Raw genomic sequence first — 18,146 nt, 5'->3', positions numbered from 1 at the left:
TAAATGAGTACTTCAGGATCAAGCGTTGAATTAAAAGATGTTTCTAAAAACTTTAAAAATAGTTCAGTAATCAAAGATATGAATTTAAAGATTAACCCCAGTGAATTCTTGGTTCTACTAGGGCCTTCAGGATGCGGAAAGTCTACTACCTTAAGAATGATTGCGGGACTTGAAACACCAAGCGATGGTGAAATCCTTTTTGATGGTAAGGATGTTAAGAATACCGCAAGTGGTGAAAGAAACATTGCCATGGTATTTCAAGATTATGCGCTCTATCCAAATATGACGGTTAGACAAAATATCGAATACGCACTTAAGGTTCACAAGGTTAGTAAAACAGAAATCAAGAATCGGGTTGAAAAGATTCTTGAGTCACTCGACTTAGTTGACCACCAGAAGAAATATCCTGCTCAGTTGTCAGGGGGACAAAAGCAACGGGTGGCCCTTGGCAGGGGGATGGCTAAGAAGAGTCGGATCTTTTTACTTGATGAACCGTTATCCAATATTGATGTTCAATTACGTGAAAAGGCACGGGATGAAATCATTCGGCTTCATAACGATAGTGAACAGACGATTATTTACGTTACCCATGATCAAATGGAAGCAATGGCTTTGGGTGATCGAATCGCTGTAATCAATGACGGTAAAATTCAAATGATCGATAGTCCTAAGAAGATTTATGAAGAACCCGCTAATCTGTTTGTTGCTAAGTTTATTGGAACGCCAAGGATTAATCTTTTTGATATTACATTCCAAAATGCGACTCCATACCTTGAAAATGAATATTCATTGGCAAAAATATTACCTGATAAGATTAAATTAGATAATAGTAAAAGTTATGTTTTAGGGATCAGATCCGAAAATGTTTTAGTTAATAATTCAGATTCTGGAATTAAGGCGAACGTTAAATATGTAGTCGATTATGGAAAGTATTACGAGCTAACCCTTGAAACTAAGAATGGAACAACGTTTAAAGCGAACGTAAGCGATTGGGATGGCAGTAATAAAGAAGTTAGCGTTTCATTTAATAATCAGAAAATAATTGTTTTTGATAAAGAAACTGGTGAAAGAATTTAGTTGACCATTAATAAAAGCTCATTAGTCTATCCTAGGGTGGATTAATGGGCTTTTTAGATTGGCAAGGATACTATTGATTGATTCAATTACTAAATTCACCTATGCTTGTTTTAAAACCATGGGGGGATGCAAATGAATTTACAGAAAGTCACTGCTGATGCATATAAATATTATTTGATTGACCTAAAACGCTTTGACGGGCATTTAACTAGCTTTGCCACTAGTCAAGAAGATTTGCTATCTGCTGCTTTTTACCAGGGTTTAGCTAGTGTTTATCTTGGAAAGAAATATCGTCACGATGATGTGGTCAATCAACCATTTGAAGAGGATAAAGACTTATTTGGGGTCGCTACTAACGAAGCAATTGCAACTTTAGCACATCGATTTATTGAAAATTATGATATTTATTTAAGCGATAATGAGGATGATAACTTTGCGATTAGTGGCGGGCAGCGGTATTATTTCACCGTAAAATCAAAGGGGTTCGTTGACTAAATTCGTCCCTTTATTTGATTGCTGTTTGGAAATTAATGATTAAGGATTGATATCATATTGTTGCTTTAGCGTTGAATTCGTGTAAACTAACATTTAGCTTGAAACTAAAGGAGATAGATTATGAAATTAAGAAAAATGGTGTTTACTACTTTATCAGCTAGTTTGTTATTGTTGGGCACTGGTGTTACTGCGGTAAATGCTGCAACTTCAAATTCTTCATCCACGACCAATACGACTGCAGAAACTAAAAAGTACGTAAAGACTTTTCCAAAGGCAATGCAGACGACTTGGTATTCATACAATAAAAAGACTGGTTATACGGCTGTAAAACTGACTAAGAATCAACTGACCGTAACGAATAACGGCAAAACGAATGCTAAGATTACATTACATGCTTATAAACAACATGATGCTAAAAAGGTTACCAAGGATCAGGAAAATTGGATTTATGCCTGGCAAACTGGTGGCTGGCTAGAGACTTATGATTGGGATCAACAATATGGCTCAGGCAGCTATTTTAAGGTTCAAACTGTCAATAAGCATAAGACGTTATCAATCAGATCGATGCAATCGAACGTTGATTCAGGAACATACTATCAAACTAAACAGTTAGCTAAGAAGTATTCAAATCAAAAATCAGCGAATTCAAACGTATTGATGTAAAAAATAGGGGGTTACTTGGATTTTTTCCAAGTAACCCTCTTTTTAATGTTAATTTTGAAATGATTAATAAATATAAAATCAATTGATTAGATATTAACATTATAATATGATTATTAAAAATACTTGTTTACATAAAAAATTCAAACAACTATTAGGGAGAGAATGATAATGGCACATGAAGCAGTTGCGAAAGTAGAAAATGTTTTTATTAATTATATACCTACTAGTAGTAATGTTGAGACAGTAATTAGATTAGTCTATAAGGGAATGCTTGATAAGCAGTACCATAGTAAATTGAAGCCGTATATATATTTAAAGTTTACTTCAATTAAAGATCTTGATACTAAGGTAGGCGGACTCAATTTAAATGCATTACTTAAAGAACGCAAAATTTTTAATAACGATTATTTTAGTGATAAGAAAAAATCACATAAATTTGAAAACGAATTGATAAGTAGGTGTAGTGGTAAAGCTTTCATTATTGATATGGATTTTAGTAATGGGATCAATGATTTTAATTCTAATAATTCTTTGATTGCGGTTATTAATGATAATGGGAAGCTTGATTTCAATGCTGCATCGTTAGTGTTAAACCCTAATTCTGTTAAAGACATTAATGACGTTAATAATCTCTTAAGTTTACTTAACGCCCGTAAACCAATTAAAATCGATTCATATTTAAAGATTGATGATCAAGTAAACGTTGATGGGTTAATTTGGCGTGATGGTAATAACTACTTTTCGATTAACGGGCAATTTAAAATTAATGATAATTATGAACTATATGATTTAGATTCAAATGCTAATTATCAAGCTACGCCTATTTCGGATGGCTTATTTTCTTCACTAAACAATTCATGTGATGCCTTTTTCGTCCCTAGTAATAGTTATCAACATCAAGTTGCTCAAAAAACAATTGATCAATCCGCAGTAGTCAATAATGAATATAATCAAGAACTATTGAACACTAAGGGTGATGCGATCTTAGCCCACTTTGTAGACGTTTTAGACCATAAATATTCGTTTTTATTTAATGAGCAAGATATCGCTAACTTTCATAACTCCGTTAAAAGCTTTCCATTAACCATCTTAGCTGGTCTTAGTGGCTCTGGAAAATCTAAGATTGCAACGGCATATGCTGATGCAATGGGGATTAAAAATGATGATCAATTTAATTTGGTTTCAGTAATTCCAGAATGGCAGAGTGATTCAGACCTACTTGGCTATGTTGATGTTGTTAAAAATATTTATAGACCGAGTGCTTCAGGAATTGCGGATACCTTAATTGCAGCGAATAGAAACCCCAACAAAATATATTTGATCGTGTTGGATGAAATGAACCTTTCCAAGGTTGAACATTACTTTGCACAGTTTCTATCAGCCATAGAAAGAGATCCTAATGAGCGTAAAATTAAGCTCTATAATTCTAATGAACAATCGATGATTACCAATAGTGATGTGTATCCTCATGAAGTCTTTATTTCAGATAACGTTCGGTTTATTGGAACCATTAATATTGATGAATCGACCTTTGAATTGTCAGATAAGGTCTTAGATCGGGCTAACTTAATTAAGTTATCAAGGGTTCCATTTACAGAATTGGATAACTTACCAGCTAAAAAAGCAGTTCGAACTGAAGAAATCTCTTTTGATACTTATCAAAAGATGATTCATAATGATCAATTTACATTTGAAATGAACTACTTGAATTTTTTTGATGAACTATACGATGCAATTAATAAAGCAATGCCTACGGTCGGGTTTAGCTGGCGAACCATTAATAACATCAGGGTATTTATGTCGAATGTTAATGCATACAATAATGATAACTACGGTTTTGATACCAGGGTTGCATTTGACTATCAAATCGCCCAAAGAATCTTACCTAAGATTCGTGGGAATAGACAGATGTTAGCACCATTGTTGGATAATAATAATCTGATCAACCTATTTAATAAATACGCAGATATTTCAGATTTTAGTGTAACGAAACAGCAATTAACACAAAAATTAAGAGAGATAAAGGTGATTGGATTTGCAAACTAGGGTTGTCTTAAAGCCAGGCCATGGTGATTTGATAGGATTTACCCCTGCGGGTGATAACGTGGTGATAGCCAAGGAGAATACCTATACCTACCTAAGCGTAAAGATTGGCAAAGACGAACGCTTTTATTTAGAAGGCCTTGAAAATATCGATGGAATTGATAAAAAACGCGCCAAAAACGGGCGTTACTATATTGATCAAGACCTGGAAATCCCACTTTATGATAATAAATTGAATAAGGATGCTTATTTAAAAGGCTACTATAAGATGATGGTTACTAATGGGGAACAAATTGGCTACGCTTGGTTAAAAATAGATAGTAAGTTTTTTGATGCTGACAAACGATACAATCAAATGGTGATTGATATTGAGCGGGCTTTTAAGGATTTATCTAAAACGGCGATCGATCGCAAATCACGGGTTAGATATATAACTGCATTGGATGATTTAGCCCGATTTTTAGATCAAAATTTCGCTATTTTTCAAAATGTATTGGTTGATTTACGCAAACATCCGCATATTGATCTATTACGTCAATATAATTGGAGCCATTCATTACGGGGGCGTCTGGATAATCGGTCCTTAAGGATGATGAATCGCCACGGAAATCAAAATTATTTTATTCAAAACAACACCGTTAACTTCAATAATCGCACTAATCAAGCCTTGAAGGCGAATTTACGACAGATATGTATGATTTTAAATGAACACTTTAATAAGAACACTTACACTTTGATTAGTGGTTACTGCGATTTGATTAATGACTTTTTGAGCAACTCATGGATGAGTTCCGTTAGTGATGTTCAAATTAATGGGCAACCACATCAGATTAACTATAGCTATCGCTTTATTAGTAATTTTTTAAATCAGTTGATCGAACTAAGCCAATCCCAAATTACATTAGCCGCTAAGTCTAATCATTTTGCACTAGCAAAAAGGAGTAGCTATGATCTATATGAATATTGGGGCTACATCAGAACATTATTGGCACTGAACCAACTAGGGTTTCGGGATGTCTCGGGGTGGAGCTTAGCTGATCAGCTAACAAAAATTAAGAACATTCGACTAGGTTTGCCGAAAGAAACCCAGGTTAAAATGGCTAAAACAATTCAGTTGGCAGGTCAGTCATTTGATATTACCGCTGTAGTTGTTTACAACGATGTAATGCTTAGTCCATTTAACAAAAAGAAGCAAAAATATAATAAAGTTTCTAGTAAATATATTTGGATTGATAGTATCCACTACAAACCCGACATTAGAGTGGATCTTTTTGACGTGGATAATGTTTTTGTAGGTAGCTTTATTATGGATACTAAATATCGAGCAATGGAAAACATCTTAAAATATGATAAAAACGATAAATACGCCCAAGATAATAAAGGTGTTCGCGAACAGTTACTAGATTATTATTACAAGGTTAATAGTTCGGTTATTTTTAAATCGGATCGATATCCAAAAAATTTACCAATAAATCTATTTAGGATTATTAGTAAAGTTGGGATAATCAATCCCGTTGCAGAGACCACTAGTATGTTGAATGGAATTGAACCAGTTTTAACAATTCCTGGTGACGACAATCAAAATTTACGCTCATTTATCGAGACGCAAATCAACACCTTAATAATTGGATTATCCTTATTAAACAGGTAATTAGTTGGTTAAGTAGTGTACTTAGATATCGTTGATTATTAATTTATTAATGATGTATAATTACTATAAATATTTTCGGAAAATTATTAATTAAGAGGGGTGTTTTTAATGGGGCAACTACCCGCCAGGGAACAATTACATTCAGAACAAATTGAAGCATTAGCTTCTAATAAAAATCAAGATCAAATTATATTAGGGGTCGCTGGTGGTGGTAAAACGGTGATTGCTATATATCGTGCAGTTGACCTCTTAGCCGATATTGACAGTTTATTTTTTGACAAACAAAAAGTCCTGATCTTAACTTTTAATAATGCAATCCATTCATTTATCAAGAATAATATTAATCAGATTGCTAATGGTGAAGATAATATTGATGTTAATACGGTCTATACATACTTTAGGGATATCGTAAATAGTTGTTCTCCGAAAGAAGAATTAAAGTTATTAAATAAGCATGAGTATGACTATTTAGTGTCCGCTAATCGATACTACGCTGATAATCAATGTGCCGCCAATCATGATGTTAGTCGCAAAGCAACTGCAATTGCGGAAACAATAAATAATAAGATTATTAATGGCCTTGTAAATGAAGCCTATCTTGATAATCCTGATAATAACATTTGGAAAAAAGATAACCTAAGCCTAGATGATGTTAAAAAGGCGATTAAAGATGAAATCAAATGGATGCAGGATAATGAAATTGCATACAATGATGAAGAAAGTTACTTACAAGTAAGTAGGGTAGGGCGGAGCTCTTTTAACCTTGGTAAAAAAGGTGGTAATCAACGAAAATTAGTATATGATATTTACCACAAATACTATCAAAAACGTGATGCTTATCGTAATTCGAATGGTGAATCTAGGATATTTAGCTATTCCGATGTTTATCGGTTAGTAAAGTATATTCAGATTCCCGAAAGTCAAAAATATGATTATATCATTGTTGATGAGGTGCAAGACCTTTCACCAGCGATGTTCGATGCATTAAGTTATTTGCGGAAAACTAATGGGCACACTTACTTTACATTACTGGGAGACCTTTCCCAAAACATTTACGGTCGACGGATGTCATGGAAGAGCTTGGGACTTCAAATTAACCGTGGTAATAGTCATCGCATCAAGCATAATTATCGGAACACGTATCAGATTTCAAAGGTTGGAAAAGACTTACTAGATTATTGTAAGTTGTACTACTCTTTTGATGTTGAATCCGATTCATATCGGGAAACTGATTCAGCATTCATCGAACCAGATTTATCCTCTAATCAAAATGGTCATCCAGTATTTGCTGTGAATGATGACGACGAAATGGTGATTAGAATGGTTAAAATGGCTTTAAAAAATGACGAAAATATATTGATAACGTATCGCAGTAAGGATGATCGTAAAAAAATAATCGAACTACTGGATGGAAAGTTCATATCATACAGCAGTTCTTATGATGAAGACAATGGTAATAATAAAGTTTTTGTTTTATCCATGAAAAGGATAAAGGGATTGCAATTCCCAAATGTTATTGTTTATTGTTTTGATTCTATGGATGCCGATATTAACCGTGAAGAAATTGTCGATTCTGATGGAACCGTTAACTATGATTTAATGAACGATGAGGAAGCCAATATTTTTTATGCTCAACAGTATGTTTCAATTACCAGAGCTGAAAAAATTCTAATGTTAGTTTATAAAAATCCAAAAACTGCTAATTTATTGCAAGATATTTGTTCAGATGGTTCCATTCGATTCATTTAATGAAATTGCACTCAATTATTGATAATTTCGAATCAATCTAAAAATCCTAGTTCCGCTTAATTGCTGGAACTAGGATTTTTGCTAAAAGTTATCTTTTCGATAATTTTGATTTTTAGTGATTTGATCACTAATGGGTTGCCATATTTTCACTTGATACTGATTGTTATTACGGATCATGATCCGTTGGGCTCTTTTAGCGTAGCCAGCCATTGAGTACTTTTCACCATATCTTTTGTGGGTGAGGTACATTTTAGTGGCGATTTTCTTTTGTGGGATGCAATGTGCTAATTTTTGTTTATTTTGGTTGATATGCTCACTAGTTAGTTGCTTATGAAAATCAGATTTTGAGCGGATTACCCGTTCATTTTGATCCCAGACCATCCGATAGTTAATATTCCAATAAAAACTTTTATGGTTATCAAATTTATACTTATCAACCTGCAATCTACGGATATGACGCAACATTTTCTTACTTTTATAATGGAATTTATAAACTGATTTAGGCCTCATTGTAACCACTTTACCGTTAAATAAAAAGCCAAGGTAGTCAAACCATGCTTGATGGAATTCGTTATTGAATAATCGCTTAGTCCCATCAACGGCATCATAATTAAAGACCTTCGTCTTGTTCGTTTCGATCGTTAACTTTGTTTCAGTAGTACAAATAGACTTAACCAAATTGATAAAATCATGAATATCAACTTCTTTTTGGTCTGCTAACTTAGGGATAACAATTACGAAATCATCTGAGTATCTGCGATACATACCGTTGTTTTTGGCAACTAATTGATTTATTTGCTTATCAAATTCAATCATGTATACATTTGCGAGGATGGCACTGATTGCAGTTCCTTGAGGGATGCCCACTGAATTGGGGCCATTGACTTTTAATTGACCCGAATGAATCAAATTACCAAGTTCACGGTGGCTTTTTGTGTAATATGGAGCTTGATTACGATTTAACCCAAGTCGCTTAAGCGCGGGGCTGATTTCAGATTCATTTACGTATCGATATGCAGTGATCGATTTAAAAACTCGTTTCCAGTCAGATGGTAAAGCATTGACTTTTAGCACCTTACAAAGGGCCGTGGCTAATTTTTTATGTCTAATATTGTTAAAGAAGCTTTTAAAATCACCCTTAATGATCCAACAATCTTTTAATGTGATGACTTCATCAAAAACTTCCTTGGCAGCAGTGATATTAGATCCCTTAAGGAATTTACGATATGCAGTCGGAACTTTGAATAGCCCTAAATCATTAATGTAATCTTCGTACTTTGCACTTAGTTCATTAGCGTAGTATGAATAAACTAGCTCATCGTGGTGAGCAACCAATGAAATAGGGCGTTTCTTAGATTTTACGTACCCCTTGAATTGATGTTTGGCCCGATGATAAATCTTGCTTTCCTTATATTTTAAAATCAAGGGGTGGAATCGATAACTAGCAATTTTGTCTTTGTTGGTTACAACGGAATCGAAGAACCGTTTAGCGTTTTTAGGACTTAAATTACGATCAAAGTGTTTATAGCGCTTGTTGATGACGTTACTAAGTACTTTTTCTTCATCCATATCATTTCACTCCTAGCAAATAAAAAAAGACCCACAAAATGCGGGTCCACCGGAAATCATCAGTTAACATACGACGGATAGAATCGTAATAAGCAGTTAACTGTGTCTAACGCTCTGTCACAAATATAATCAACGATTTAATTATAATTCCAGCAAGGAGAGCTCCGATAATCAATTAAGCTACCCGGGAAGGAAAGATTCCCTCCGTTCTAAATTAGTTTTCATTATAGATAGACATCGACATAACGAACTTACGAATTGTCTGAGTTTAACGCTTCATACTTGGTAGTAAACTAGCATTGCTGGAAAATGCCATTGCGTTAAGTATGTTTAATATACAGCTAATTGAAATCGAAATCAAGCATCCTAATTTGTTGCAATATTTTAATTAATTTTCGATTGATTGAACGTATTTTTCAAGTTGAGAATATAACTTGTTGAGCTTATTTTGTAATTTATTGATTTTAGTTTTACTTGCCTTTTGCTTTTTTAAGCGTTGGATTTGTTTGAATAGTTTTTTGGATTCATTATCATATTTGATTAACTTGGGATCGGTTTTTTCCTTATTGAAAAGCGTGAAGAACTCTTGGAATGAATGGGCAATCGTATCCTTATCCTCATTAGTGGAGTAGTTACGATACCAAATAAAATTATTAGAATCAATGTTAAATCCGATGTTCTTGCTTGGATCAGATTCATTGCGAGCGGGGGCCGAATTGAGTGCTTTGTTGACCTGGGCTTGAGACGAAAACTTTACGGTTTGCCCTGCTTTGGGATCATTGTATCCATAACCGGGGGTATATTTAAATGAAACGACACCATGAGCTCCTTGCAATGGTAGTCCTGCATGTTCGGCATGCACGGTAATTTCGTTGGGCACAAGATTAAAGCTATTTACTGCCACGAATCCACCAAATGTTAATGTAATTAAAGCTGATAAGGACAAAATTTGCTTTTTCATTTAACCATCTCCAATAACGATTTTTATATCATAATTATACCATAATAATAATATTAATTTAAATAGATAGATTATTTGGATGTGATTATAAAATAACTAAAATTGCATAATATTTATTTTATAGTATTATTAAAGATATAGGAATAAATATCTGAGATAAGCAATTGATTGACATTTATAAAAAAACGGATATAATTGTAGTCAAGAATGAGTGGTAGATACTCTACGGAGCCTATTACGCTAAAAGTCCTTTCATCTTCTTGATGAAGGGGCTTTTTTGTTTAAGGGGTGGGTAAGATTGGCAAATCACAAATATTTTCTAGCGATTGATGAACAAATTGAGTTGCTTAAAAGTCGTGGGCTAGTGATTAATGATGAGGAACGGGCCTTTAAATATTTATTGACTAATAATTACTATGACATTATTAATGGCTATAGCAAGTATTTTCAAAAGGATCCGAGCTCACATGATGATCTTTATTTATCGAATGCTACGTTCGATGAAGTGTGTAATCTTTACTTTTTTGATAAGAAAATCAAACAAACTTTATTTAACAGTATTATTAACGTTGAACATCATTTAAGATCAATTTTTTCATATCGATTCTCTGAAGAACACCAGAAAATTAGGTACCCCTATTTGAACATTAATTTTTATGATCACGCCCAAACTTTGGAAATGGGATATACACTTTCCAGACTAACTCGTGTGATCAGTAATAACGCCAGGTATAAAAATAATGCAATCTATCATTATGTTCATGCATATGACGATGTCCCTACATGGGTGTTAGTTGAATTTTTGGATTTTGGAACGTTATATAATCTGATCAAGGGTTTGAACAAAAATATGCAAAATAAGATTGCGCTGGATTTAAGTGATTTTATTCTTACGAACAATCATGATTTTAATGATCAATTTACACCCAAATGTATGCTCTCCTTTATCAAAAATATTCATGAAATTAGAAATGTTTGTGCACACAATAACCGTTTGATTGGGTTTACCTGTCGTTCCGATTCTGTTTATTTTCCCTTCTTACATAATCAATACGGAATTACAAAGGATATGCAAAGAAGAAAGACTTTTTCGACCTTTATTAGTATGCAGTGTTTCTTAAGTAGGGTGGAATATGCAACGCTGAATAATACGATTAGGAAGCGCTTTAGAACCCTATCTAATAAGCTGGATTCAATTGATATTAATTGTATTTTAGATTCGTTAGGATTTCCACCAAATTGGCAAGAACAAGATACACTTCCCCAATAAAAAAACTGATCTCGATTGAAGATCGAAATCAGTTACTATTATTTTTTTAATGATGATTAAATCCCAATTCCTGCTTGATTTTTAATCGAATCTAAATATAATTCTATTTTAGTCGCTTTGATGATTTTTTCAAAATCATCAAGGCCATTCTCTTCTTGATTGTTGTTAACAGCATTTAAATTTTTTCTATCATTCATAATGACACACCCCTATTATTTTTTGACCAAGTTCATTTTATCATAAAGAAATAGTAGATTGTTAAATAAGCCCCATTAGAGACAGATAATTTTTTGTGTCTCTAGGAACCTGATTTAAGCTTGTTTTTATCGATTTTATGGGGGCCATTGACACTTTATTTGTTTAGGGGTAGAATTATGTTCCTGTCTTTTCAGAAATATCAATTCAGTAACCAGATAGTCGATCGAATATCTGGTTTTTTATATCCAGTTAGCTAATTCTGGTGAACTCGTGAGCGTTCGATTCGCTCATTAGCCCTTGCACCACAAATTAATAATTGAAGGGAAGTAAAGGTATGGAAAAATTATGCGCAGCTCAGTTGCAAAGAAACATCTTTATGATGGACGGTAGTTTCGACGATAAGTTTAGTTTTCTCAAGGCCCTTACTTTAATATCTAAGAATGCTGAGGAACACCCCAGTGCAATGGTTTTATATTCTGAAATTTCCGATGATTATACGGTACCTGATAATTATTTGGATAATAACAAAATCTGGAATCGCATTTTGAACCAGATCGATGTTATACCAGGATTTAGAACGAGTCGGGTGGTTTCAGTTGCTGCGACTTCGGTTTTTAGGTACTACCAAAATGTTAGTATGTATAAAACGTTGAATGGCACTTTAAAATCAATGTCAGAATGTCCTGACTATGGTTATGATCAACGAATTGATGATTATGATCAATTTGAAACTAATCCAGAGATTAAGAAATTAGATAATGCGATGAAGGCCGTCGAAGGGATACTGAATAGTCAAAATTCTGACATCATTTATGATAAGCAACAAGTTATTAATCTGGACTTCGATGATCATCCAGACCCATTAACCTATCAAGAACTAATTAAACGGTTAAACAAATCCTTCAGTTAATTTTAATTTGTAGTGGCATATACTTTTATATAAAGTGAAAAAGATTGCTAATTTAGCAATCTTTTTTTGTGGAATGATAAATTTAAAGCTGTTTAGATTGGTAAGTTATTTTAGAAATAAAAAATAGCCTTCGATAAATACAATTTAGTTATCGAAGACTATTTTAAAATTGATAATATTAAATGCTATTTTGCGTTCAAAGTTTTTGGAGTTGACTTAGATAGGTAAAAAGTACCAAATCCCTTTGCTTTAATACCTGATCCTTGCTTCTTAAAAGTAAAGACCTCTTCCTTGGAGTTATTATAGTTTGCTTCAATGTAGTAGGTCCCATTGGTTACTTTATATTTTGGATCAGCACCTGTTACAGATTGGGAAGTCTTATACTTTTTGTTTGCCCCATAGTAAAGGTTTCCAATAGTAAAATTATCCTTACTAATGGTAAATGAAGTACGGTAGTACTTACCGTACTTAGCTTCGCTTTTATCAACAGCGTTATGTTTAGATGCAACCCAAGTTCCTTTAAATTCGCTTGGAGTTCCACTTTTCCATGAATCAGCATTTACTGTAGCTGAAGTTACGCTTCCAAAAGTTACGAAAACTAATGATGTTAATAATAACTTTTTTAAATTCATTAAAATCACTCCTATGTAAATTTTGTAAATCTATTTCCAAAATTAATTATAACAATTTATAGTTTATAATACTATAAATTTAACCTAGTTTTGATATTTGAATAGTTGTATTAATTAATTATTTTTTGTTGATAAATTAATTAGGATTAATGTTGATGGTGGAAGTGGGTTTCTATGTTTGGACTTGCATTTGTTATCATCAACGTTGAAGGTAATGGATGATAGGGATATTAGAACGATACTCCGCCGTCGCTTCAATTCCTTGGCACTCACTAAGTAGATTGCCTTCAAATTTTGGATCAATCGTTAGTGTTTTGTGATGCAACATGAATTTTTGTTTAACAGTGGCTAAGTTCTAAATGCTAAAATTATCCAAAAACTTTTTAAATTCCAGCCATTTGAATTTCATCATAAGCATTCGGAAAATTCATAAAAGATTGTTGCCAGAATAGCCATTTGGTTGTTGTCATTCTGGTATTGGTTTGCTTAATTTTATTCGAAAGCTGAAAAAAAATTAATTACCGTTCCCGTGCTAAAGTTTACATTATTAAATATGCTAACCTAGCTGATTTAGCTTGCTTAAAACATTTAATCTTACAACGTGAAAAACAACTCAAAGAGTAGCCGTGAACGGTTACTATTTTATTATGACCGTGGCAATTATTGAGCTAGATCAATAAGGGGGGCTTGTAAGTTAGGTGCATTCCTAGAAACTACTTTATTAAGTGGCGTAAACCAGTTAGAATTAACCTATACATAAAATTAGGAGTGATGGAGTATGGTAGTGCCTAAGTTGAGATTTAGGGAGTTCGGGGATGAGTGGCAGGAAAGCAATTTTAAAAATACTGCACCTGTAAGAAACGGTTATGCATTTAAAAGTGATGAAATAATTTCTTGCGGGATTCCTTTGGTTAAAGTTTTAAATGTTCTTCAGTCAAAAGTAATTGGTGGTGAATTTGTGTATGTATGCGAAAATATTAAATTTAATGATTTTGTTTTGTTAAAGAACAGCATCTTAATTACACTTTCTGGAATGTCATCTGGTAAAGTAGCAATTATTAAAGATAACAAAAAATACTATCAAAACCAAAGAATAGGATATTTTCAAACTAATCATAATAATGATAATTATTTTATCTTTAGTTTAGTCAATAGTTCTCAAATTAGTAATTTAATATCTTCAATAAAAACTAGGGGTGCACAAAGAAATATTTCTAATAATGATATTAATAAAATAATTTTTTTAAAACCTAAATTAAAAGAACAACAAAAAATAGGCCAATTCTTCACTAAGTTAGATCAGCTAATTAACTTGCAAACTGATAAAGTAAACCACCTTAAACAGCTTAAAAAGGGCTATTTACAAAAGTTATTTACTAAGCAGGGCAATAGCATACCAGAACTTAGATTTAAGGGTTTTCGGGATGAATGGAAAAATTGTACTTTTAAGGATATTTTTAGTTATCAGCAACCAACAAAATACACTGTAAAAAGTGATAAGTATTTAGATAGTGGAACGCCAGTTTTAACTGCTAACAAGTCTTTTATTTTAGGATATACCAACGAAAAAAATACTCATGATGAAAATTGCATTATTTTTGATGATTTTACATTAGATAGTAAGCTAGTTAAATTTAAATTTATGGTTAAGTCTTCAGCTATAAAGATATTACAATCTAAAGATTCTGTTTTATCATTTGATTATGAACTGCTAAGAAACACACCTTTAATACAGGAAGGACACGCAAGACACTATATTTCAGTGGTACAAAACACTAAAATAAAAATCCCCAGTATCCAAGAGCAACAAAAGATAGGGCAGCTATTCAGCACCTTAGATCATCAAATTGAACTACAAGCAGCCAAGCTAACAAAACTTAAGCAACTAAAGGTAGGCTATCTACAAAAGATGTTTATATAACGACTAAGACACCCAGTTAATGCTAGGTGTCTTTTTATTACCAATTATCTACCTATTTAAATGAACTTGACTGCTGACAGCGTGTGAGTGACCACAATAAAAGACCATTCATTTTACTGAATGGCCTTTACATCCCCCCCTAATCCCGAATACTGTTTAATTGTTTTGACTACCAAAATGACTACCAATGACTACCAAAATGACTACCAAAACGTCTTATTTAAATGTAACGTATAGATACCAAACCAAGCAAAAAGCCCGCTATAATAACGTTTATCTTACGCTATTATAACAGGCCTTTAATGACAAATGGAGTCGGCGGGAGTCGAACCCGCGTCCGAGCATATTGCCACCCGAATATCTACGTTCATAGGGATACTATTTGCGCGTTCACTAGTCAAAACGCCGCATTCCAAGGCAGACATGGCTAGCTAACCTGATTAGTCTCTTCTAATTACTTCAGGTGTGAGCAATTAGCGTAAGTCCACTTAATTTAGGACCCGGCACTAACCCATGGACGAGGCTAGACGGATCACGCTGAGCATACTGTTTAGGCAGCTACGGCGTAGTTGTTTGTATTATTGTTTGCAGTTATAATAGAAAACTGAGCGTTTTTAACGTGGTCGATGCCACGGAGCGCAATTCAGGCTCAACCTATACCCGTCGAATCCATAACGACCCCGATATAGTACTCATAATATCTTAGCATAATTTATAACAATGTCAAAATGATAAGCTTTTATTATCAAATTATAAAATGTCCCACTTAAATCTGAAATTACGATATAATAAAAATACTAGGCGTCAAAATTTTAATGGGGTGAAGTAATTGAAATCGACTACGATTGCCAGCGAGAAGACGCATGCTTTTTATATTAAATTAAAGCGTTCGCCAATGGCAGACTGGTTCGTTCCCGAATTAGAACATCAAGTTAAGGTTAATAAAGTAAAGCTACCTAAGCATTCTTTGAAGAATGAGTTTAAGGTAACCAGGTTTGGCTATTTCAATAAGCATGCTTGGTACTTTTTTAGTAACGATTCTGTCTCAGGATGGTTACCGCTAAAGAGTGTTCGCGAGAATTATCGGCGGTTAGCAGTTACTGCGGTTGAACAAAAATCTGATACGATTCAAGATAGTTACTTAGCGGCCGTTTTAATGTTGTTTCAATACTCAGGTAGTGATTTTAGCGTCGATGAATTGGATAGTTTATTTAGTAATTCTCAAATGGATTATCCAATGCCATCAGACCTTTTTACGATTATTGTTGAACGCACAGGGTCCTTTAAAAATTTATCTAATAAAAAATTACGGCGGTTGCGGAATCATCTGCGTCGGGAACGGCCCATTATATTATGGGTGTCAGGAAGTAAAAATGCTGACAATTCGGCAATTTTGTTGACGGGCTTTAATAAAAAGTTATTTTTCTATATTGATCCGCGAACGGGTGGGGTGCACACCATGACGAAAAAAGCACTAGTTAAACGTTGGAAAGCGGCTGGCTATCTGGCGATTAGTTACTAAAATAATGTTTATGAAACAATTAGAAGCTTCTTCGATTAATTAAGATCGGAGAAGCTTTTAATTTTTAAACGAGGTTCCTACTTATGGATTCGATAAATATTCCAAACCATTATCAACGGAATGACCATTAGAATACTCATTAAAATGGTTTGGTGTTGATATGCATTTAAAATGGGACGGTAGCTAGCAGTGACCGAAATCACGACTGATAGAATAACGGAGCTACCAATTTGATGAAAAACATTGAGGGTTCCTGAAGCTGCTCCAGCAATGTTGGGGCTAGTGTTAGCAACTCCAGCCGTGGTTAGTGGACCAAAGGATAGTCCTTGACCAATTCCAATAACAATCATTGGGAAACCAACGCTAATCCAATAGCCATATTTTAAATTAATTAATGCGGTTAATAAAACCCCGGTAAACGTGACGAACATCCCTAAAAATAAAATCGTAGAATTCTTAAATCGACTTGCCATTTTAGATTGCACTGATCCAAAAATAAACTGAGCGATTGTTTCTGGCATGTAGCAAAATGCAGCAATTAATGGTGTATATCCATAGTAAAACTGCATTACTCGTGGAATGATGAAGAAATAACAAATCATTACACCAATGTAGAAAAATCTGGATATATATGCGGAAACTCTTTCTGGATCTTGAAATAGTTTGAGCGGCATAATGGGGTGGTTGGTTTTGAATTCCCTGATTATAAAAATAACGATGAGCAATACGCCAATAATTCCAGAAGGTAGTTGGTAATTACTACCATCAATACTATATACGATTGCTAAAAAGCCTAAAAATGATAATACTGAGCCTAAGTAATCTAATTTTCCCCTTGAATTGGGGGCTTTGCTAGGAACAAATAAAATGGTAATGATGAAGAGAATGATGCCGATTGGCACGTTAATAAAAAAGCCCAGACGCCAAGAGGTGAATGTGGCAATAATTCCACCAATTACTAGGCCTACACTGGTTCCCAATCCTGCTGTAATTCCATAATAGGCAATTGCTTTGGCCTGCTTATCGCCGTTGTAGTTATCAAGGATCAACGCAAGTGACGTGGGAGCTAATATTGCGGCACCAATTCCCTGAAATGCTCTCATGGTGATTAATATTCCACTAGTTGTTGATATTCCCACTAAAAATGAACTAGTGCTAAATATGGTTAGACCTGTTAAAAAAATGCGTTTTCTACCATAAATATCGCCGAGGCGCCCGCCTAAAAGAAGCAGGCTACCAAACATCAACGAGTAGATGTTAGTAATCCAAGTTACAGATTGTGAATTCATGTGAAGCTCTCTAGATATATTGACGGTGCTAGTAAAGACAACGGAAATATCTAGTATGATTATAAAGTAGCTAATCAAAACAATTGGTAAGATAATGCCAAAACTTTTAATTGTTTTCAAAATTATTCAACCCCTAATTAATTATTAGGATTATGATAAAACTTATAGTTAGCTGTAAGTCAAATGTTCTGGAGAA

The 18,146-nt window shown here is 33.7% G+C and carries 15 protein-coding genes and 1 other RNA gene; 10 read left to right on the top strand and 6 right to left on the bottom strand.

Translation table 11 applies throughout. The features are described 5' to 3' along the window. Nucleotides 1-3 precede the first annotated feature (3 nt). The 6 genes from ACSVI6_RS06020 (at nucleotide 4) to ACSVI6_RS05995 (ending at nucleotide 7,678) form a co-directional block, all read left to right on the top strand. Nucleotides 4-1,077, top strand: a complete 1,074-nt coding sequence (locus ACSVI6_RS06020) for an ABC transporter ATP-binding protein (RefSeq protein WP_491720634.1) — start codon at nucleotides 4-6, stop codon at nucleotides 1,075-1,077. Between the two features lie 132 nt (nucleotides 1,078-1,209). Continuing rightward, nucleotides 1,210-1,572 carry a hypothetical protein gene (locus tag ACSVI6_RS06015; RefSeq protein WP_491720633.1) on the top strand — a complete coding sequence of 121 codons (363 nt, stop codon included), beginning with the start codon at nucleotides 1,210-1,212 and terminating at the stop codon, nucleotides 1,570-1,572. A gap of 120 nt (nucleotides 1,573-1,692) precedes the next feature. Continuing rightward, nucleotides 1,693-2,235, top strand: coding sequence for a hypothetical protein (locus tag ACSVI6_RS06010; protein ID WP_491716544.1), 543 nt, complete (start codon nucleotides 1,693-1,695; stop codon nucleotides 2,233-2,235). Between the two features lie 168 nt (nucleotides 2,236-2,403). Continuing rightward, nucleotides 2,404-4,281, top strand: coding sequence for an McrB family protein (locus ACSVI6_RS06005; protein ID WP_491720632.1), 1,878 nt, complete (start codon nucleotides 2,404-2,406; stop codon nucleotides 4,279-4,281). Then, complete coding sequence (locus tag ACSVI6_RS06000; RefSeq protein ID WP_491716542.1) at nucleotides 4,271-5,929, top strand: hypothetical protein; 1,659 nt, start codon at nucleotides 4,271-4,273, stop codon at nucleotides 5,927-5,929. Before ACSVI6_RS06005 ends, ACSVI6_RS06000 begins: the two co-directional genes overlap by 11 nt. Before the next feature lie 108 nt (nucleotides 5,930-6,037). After that, the gene (locus ACSVI6_RS05995; protein WP_491716541.1) at nucleotides 6,038-7,678 is read left to right on the top strand and encodes a UvrD-helicase domain-containing protein; all 1,641 of its coding nucleotides are present in this window, start codon (nucleotides 6,038-6,040) and stop codon (nucleotides 7,676-7,678) included. An 81-nt stretch (nucleotides 7,679-7,759) separates the two neighbouring features. On the opposite strand, the gene ACSVI6_RS05990 is transcribed toward ACSVI6_RS05995, so the two are convergent. Together ACSVI6_RS05990 and ACSVI6_RS05985 are read right to left on the bottom strand one after the other, a co-directional pair. After that, entirely contained in the window at nucleotides 7,760-9,247 is a 1,488-nt protein-coding gene (locus tag ACSVI6_RS05990) for a reverse transcriptase/maturase family protein (RefSeq protein ID WP_491720631.1), read from the bottom strand. A 388-nt stretch (nucleotides 9,248-9,635) separates the two neighbouring features. Beyond that, entirely contained in the window at nucleotides 9,636-10,208 is a 573-nt protein-coding gene (locus ACSVI6_RS05985; RefSeq protein ID WP_491720630.1) for a hypothetical protein, read from the bottom strand. 298 nt (nucleotides 10,209-10,506) lie between these two features. Here ACSVI6_RS05985 and ACSVI6_RS05980 point away from each other — a divergent pair, with 298 nt between their 5' ends. After that, nucleotides 10,507-11,478 carry an Abi family protein gene (locus ACSVI6_RS05980; protein ID WP_491719655.1) on the top strand — a complete coding sequence of 324 codons (972 nt, stop codon included), beginning with the start codon at nucleotides 10,507-10,509 and terminating at the stop codon, nucleotides 11,476-11,478. Nucleotides 11,479-11,534: 56 nt separating this feature from the next. On the opposite strand, the gene ACSVI6_RS05975 is transcribed toward ACSVI6_RS05980, so the two are convergent. Continuing rightward, a complete protein-coding gene (locus ACSVI6_RS05975) occupies nucleotides 11,535-11,675 on the bottom strand; it encodes a hypothetical protein (protein WP_491716537.1) in 141 nt (46 codons plus the stop codon). Between the two features lie 335 nt (nucleotides 11,676-12,010). Between ACSVI6_RS05975 and ACSVI6_RS05970 the strand changes: the two genes are divergently transcribed. Further along, a complete protein-coding gene (locus tag ACSVI6_RS05970) occupies nucleotides 12,011-12,586 on the top strand; it encodes a hypothetical protein (RefSeq protein ID WP_491719654.1) in 576 nt (191 codons plus the stop codon). Nucleotides 12,587-12,771: 185 nt separating this feature from the next. Here ACSVI6_RS05970 and ACSVI6_RS05965 read toward each other — a convergent pair whose 3' ends face one another. After that, entirely contained in the window at nucleotides 12,772-13,218 is a 447-nt protein-coding gene (locus ACSVI6_RS05965) for a hypothetical protein (protein ID WP_491719653.1), read from the bottom strand. Nucleotides 13,219-13,996: 778 nt separating this feature from the next. Between ACSVI6_RS05965 and ACSVI6_RS05960 the strand changes: the two genes are divergently transcribed. Continuing rightward, nucleotides 13,997-15,139 carry a restriction endonuclease subunit S gene (locus ACSVI6_RS05960; RefSeq protein WP_491720629.1) on the top strand — a complete coding sequence of 381 codons (1,143 nt, stop codon included), beginning with the start codon at nucleotides 13,997-13,999 and terminating at the stop codon, nucleotides 15,137-15,139. A gap of 307 nt (nucleotides 15,140-15,446) precedes the next feature. On the opposite strand, the gene ssrA is transcribed toward ACSVI6_RS05960, so the two are convergent. Next, nucleotides 15,447-15,821, bottom strand: a transfer-messenger RNA (tmRNA) gene (gene ssrA / locus ACSVI6_RS05955). Between the two features lie 147 nt (nucleotides 15,822-15,968). Between ssrA and ACSVI6_RS05950 the strand changes: the two genes are divergently transcribed. Next, nucleotides 15,969-16,661 (top strand): C39 family peptidase, encoded by a 693-nt coding sequence (locus ACSVI6_RS05950; protein ID WP_491716534.1) that lies wholly within the window; start codon nucleotides 15,969-15,971, stop codon nucleotides 16,659-16,661. Between the two features lie 77 nt (nucleotides 16,662-16,738). Here ACSVI6_RS05950 and ACSVI6_RS05945 read toward each other — a convergent pair whose 3' ends face one another. Further along, nucleotides 16,739-18,070: an MFS transporter gene (locus ACSVI6_RS05945; RefSeq protein WP_491720628.1), complete on the bottom strand. Its 1,332-nt coding sequence runs from the start codon at nucleotides 18,068-18,070 to the stop codon at nucleotides 16,739-16,741. Between the last annotated feature and the right edge of the window lie 76 nt (nucleotides 18,071-18,146).

This window comes from Nicoliella sp. ESL1106, from assembly GCF_058509965.1.
This window is presented reverse-complemented; position numbering and strand designations above follow the sequence as displayed.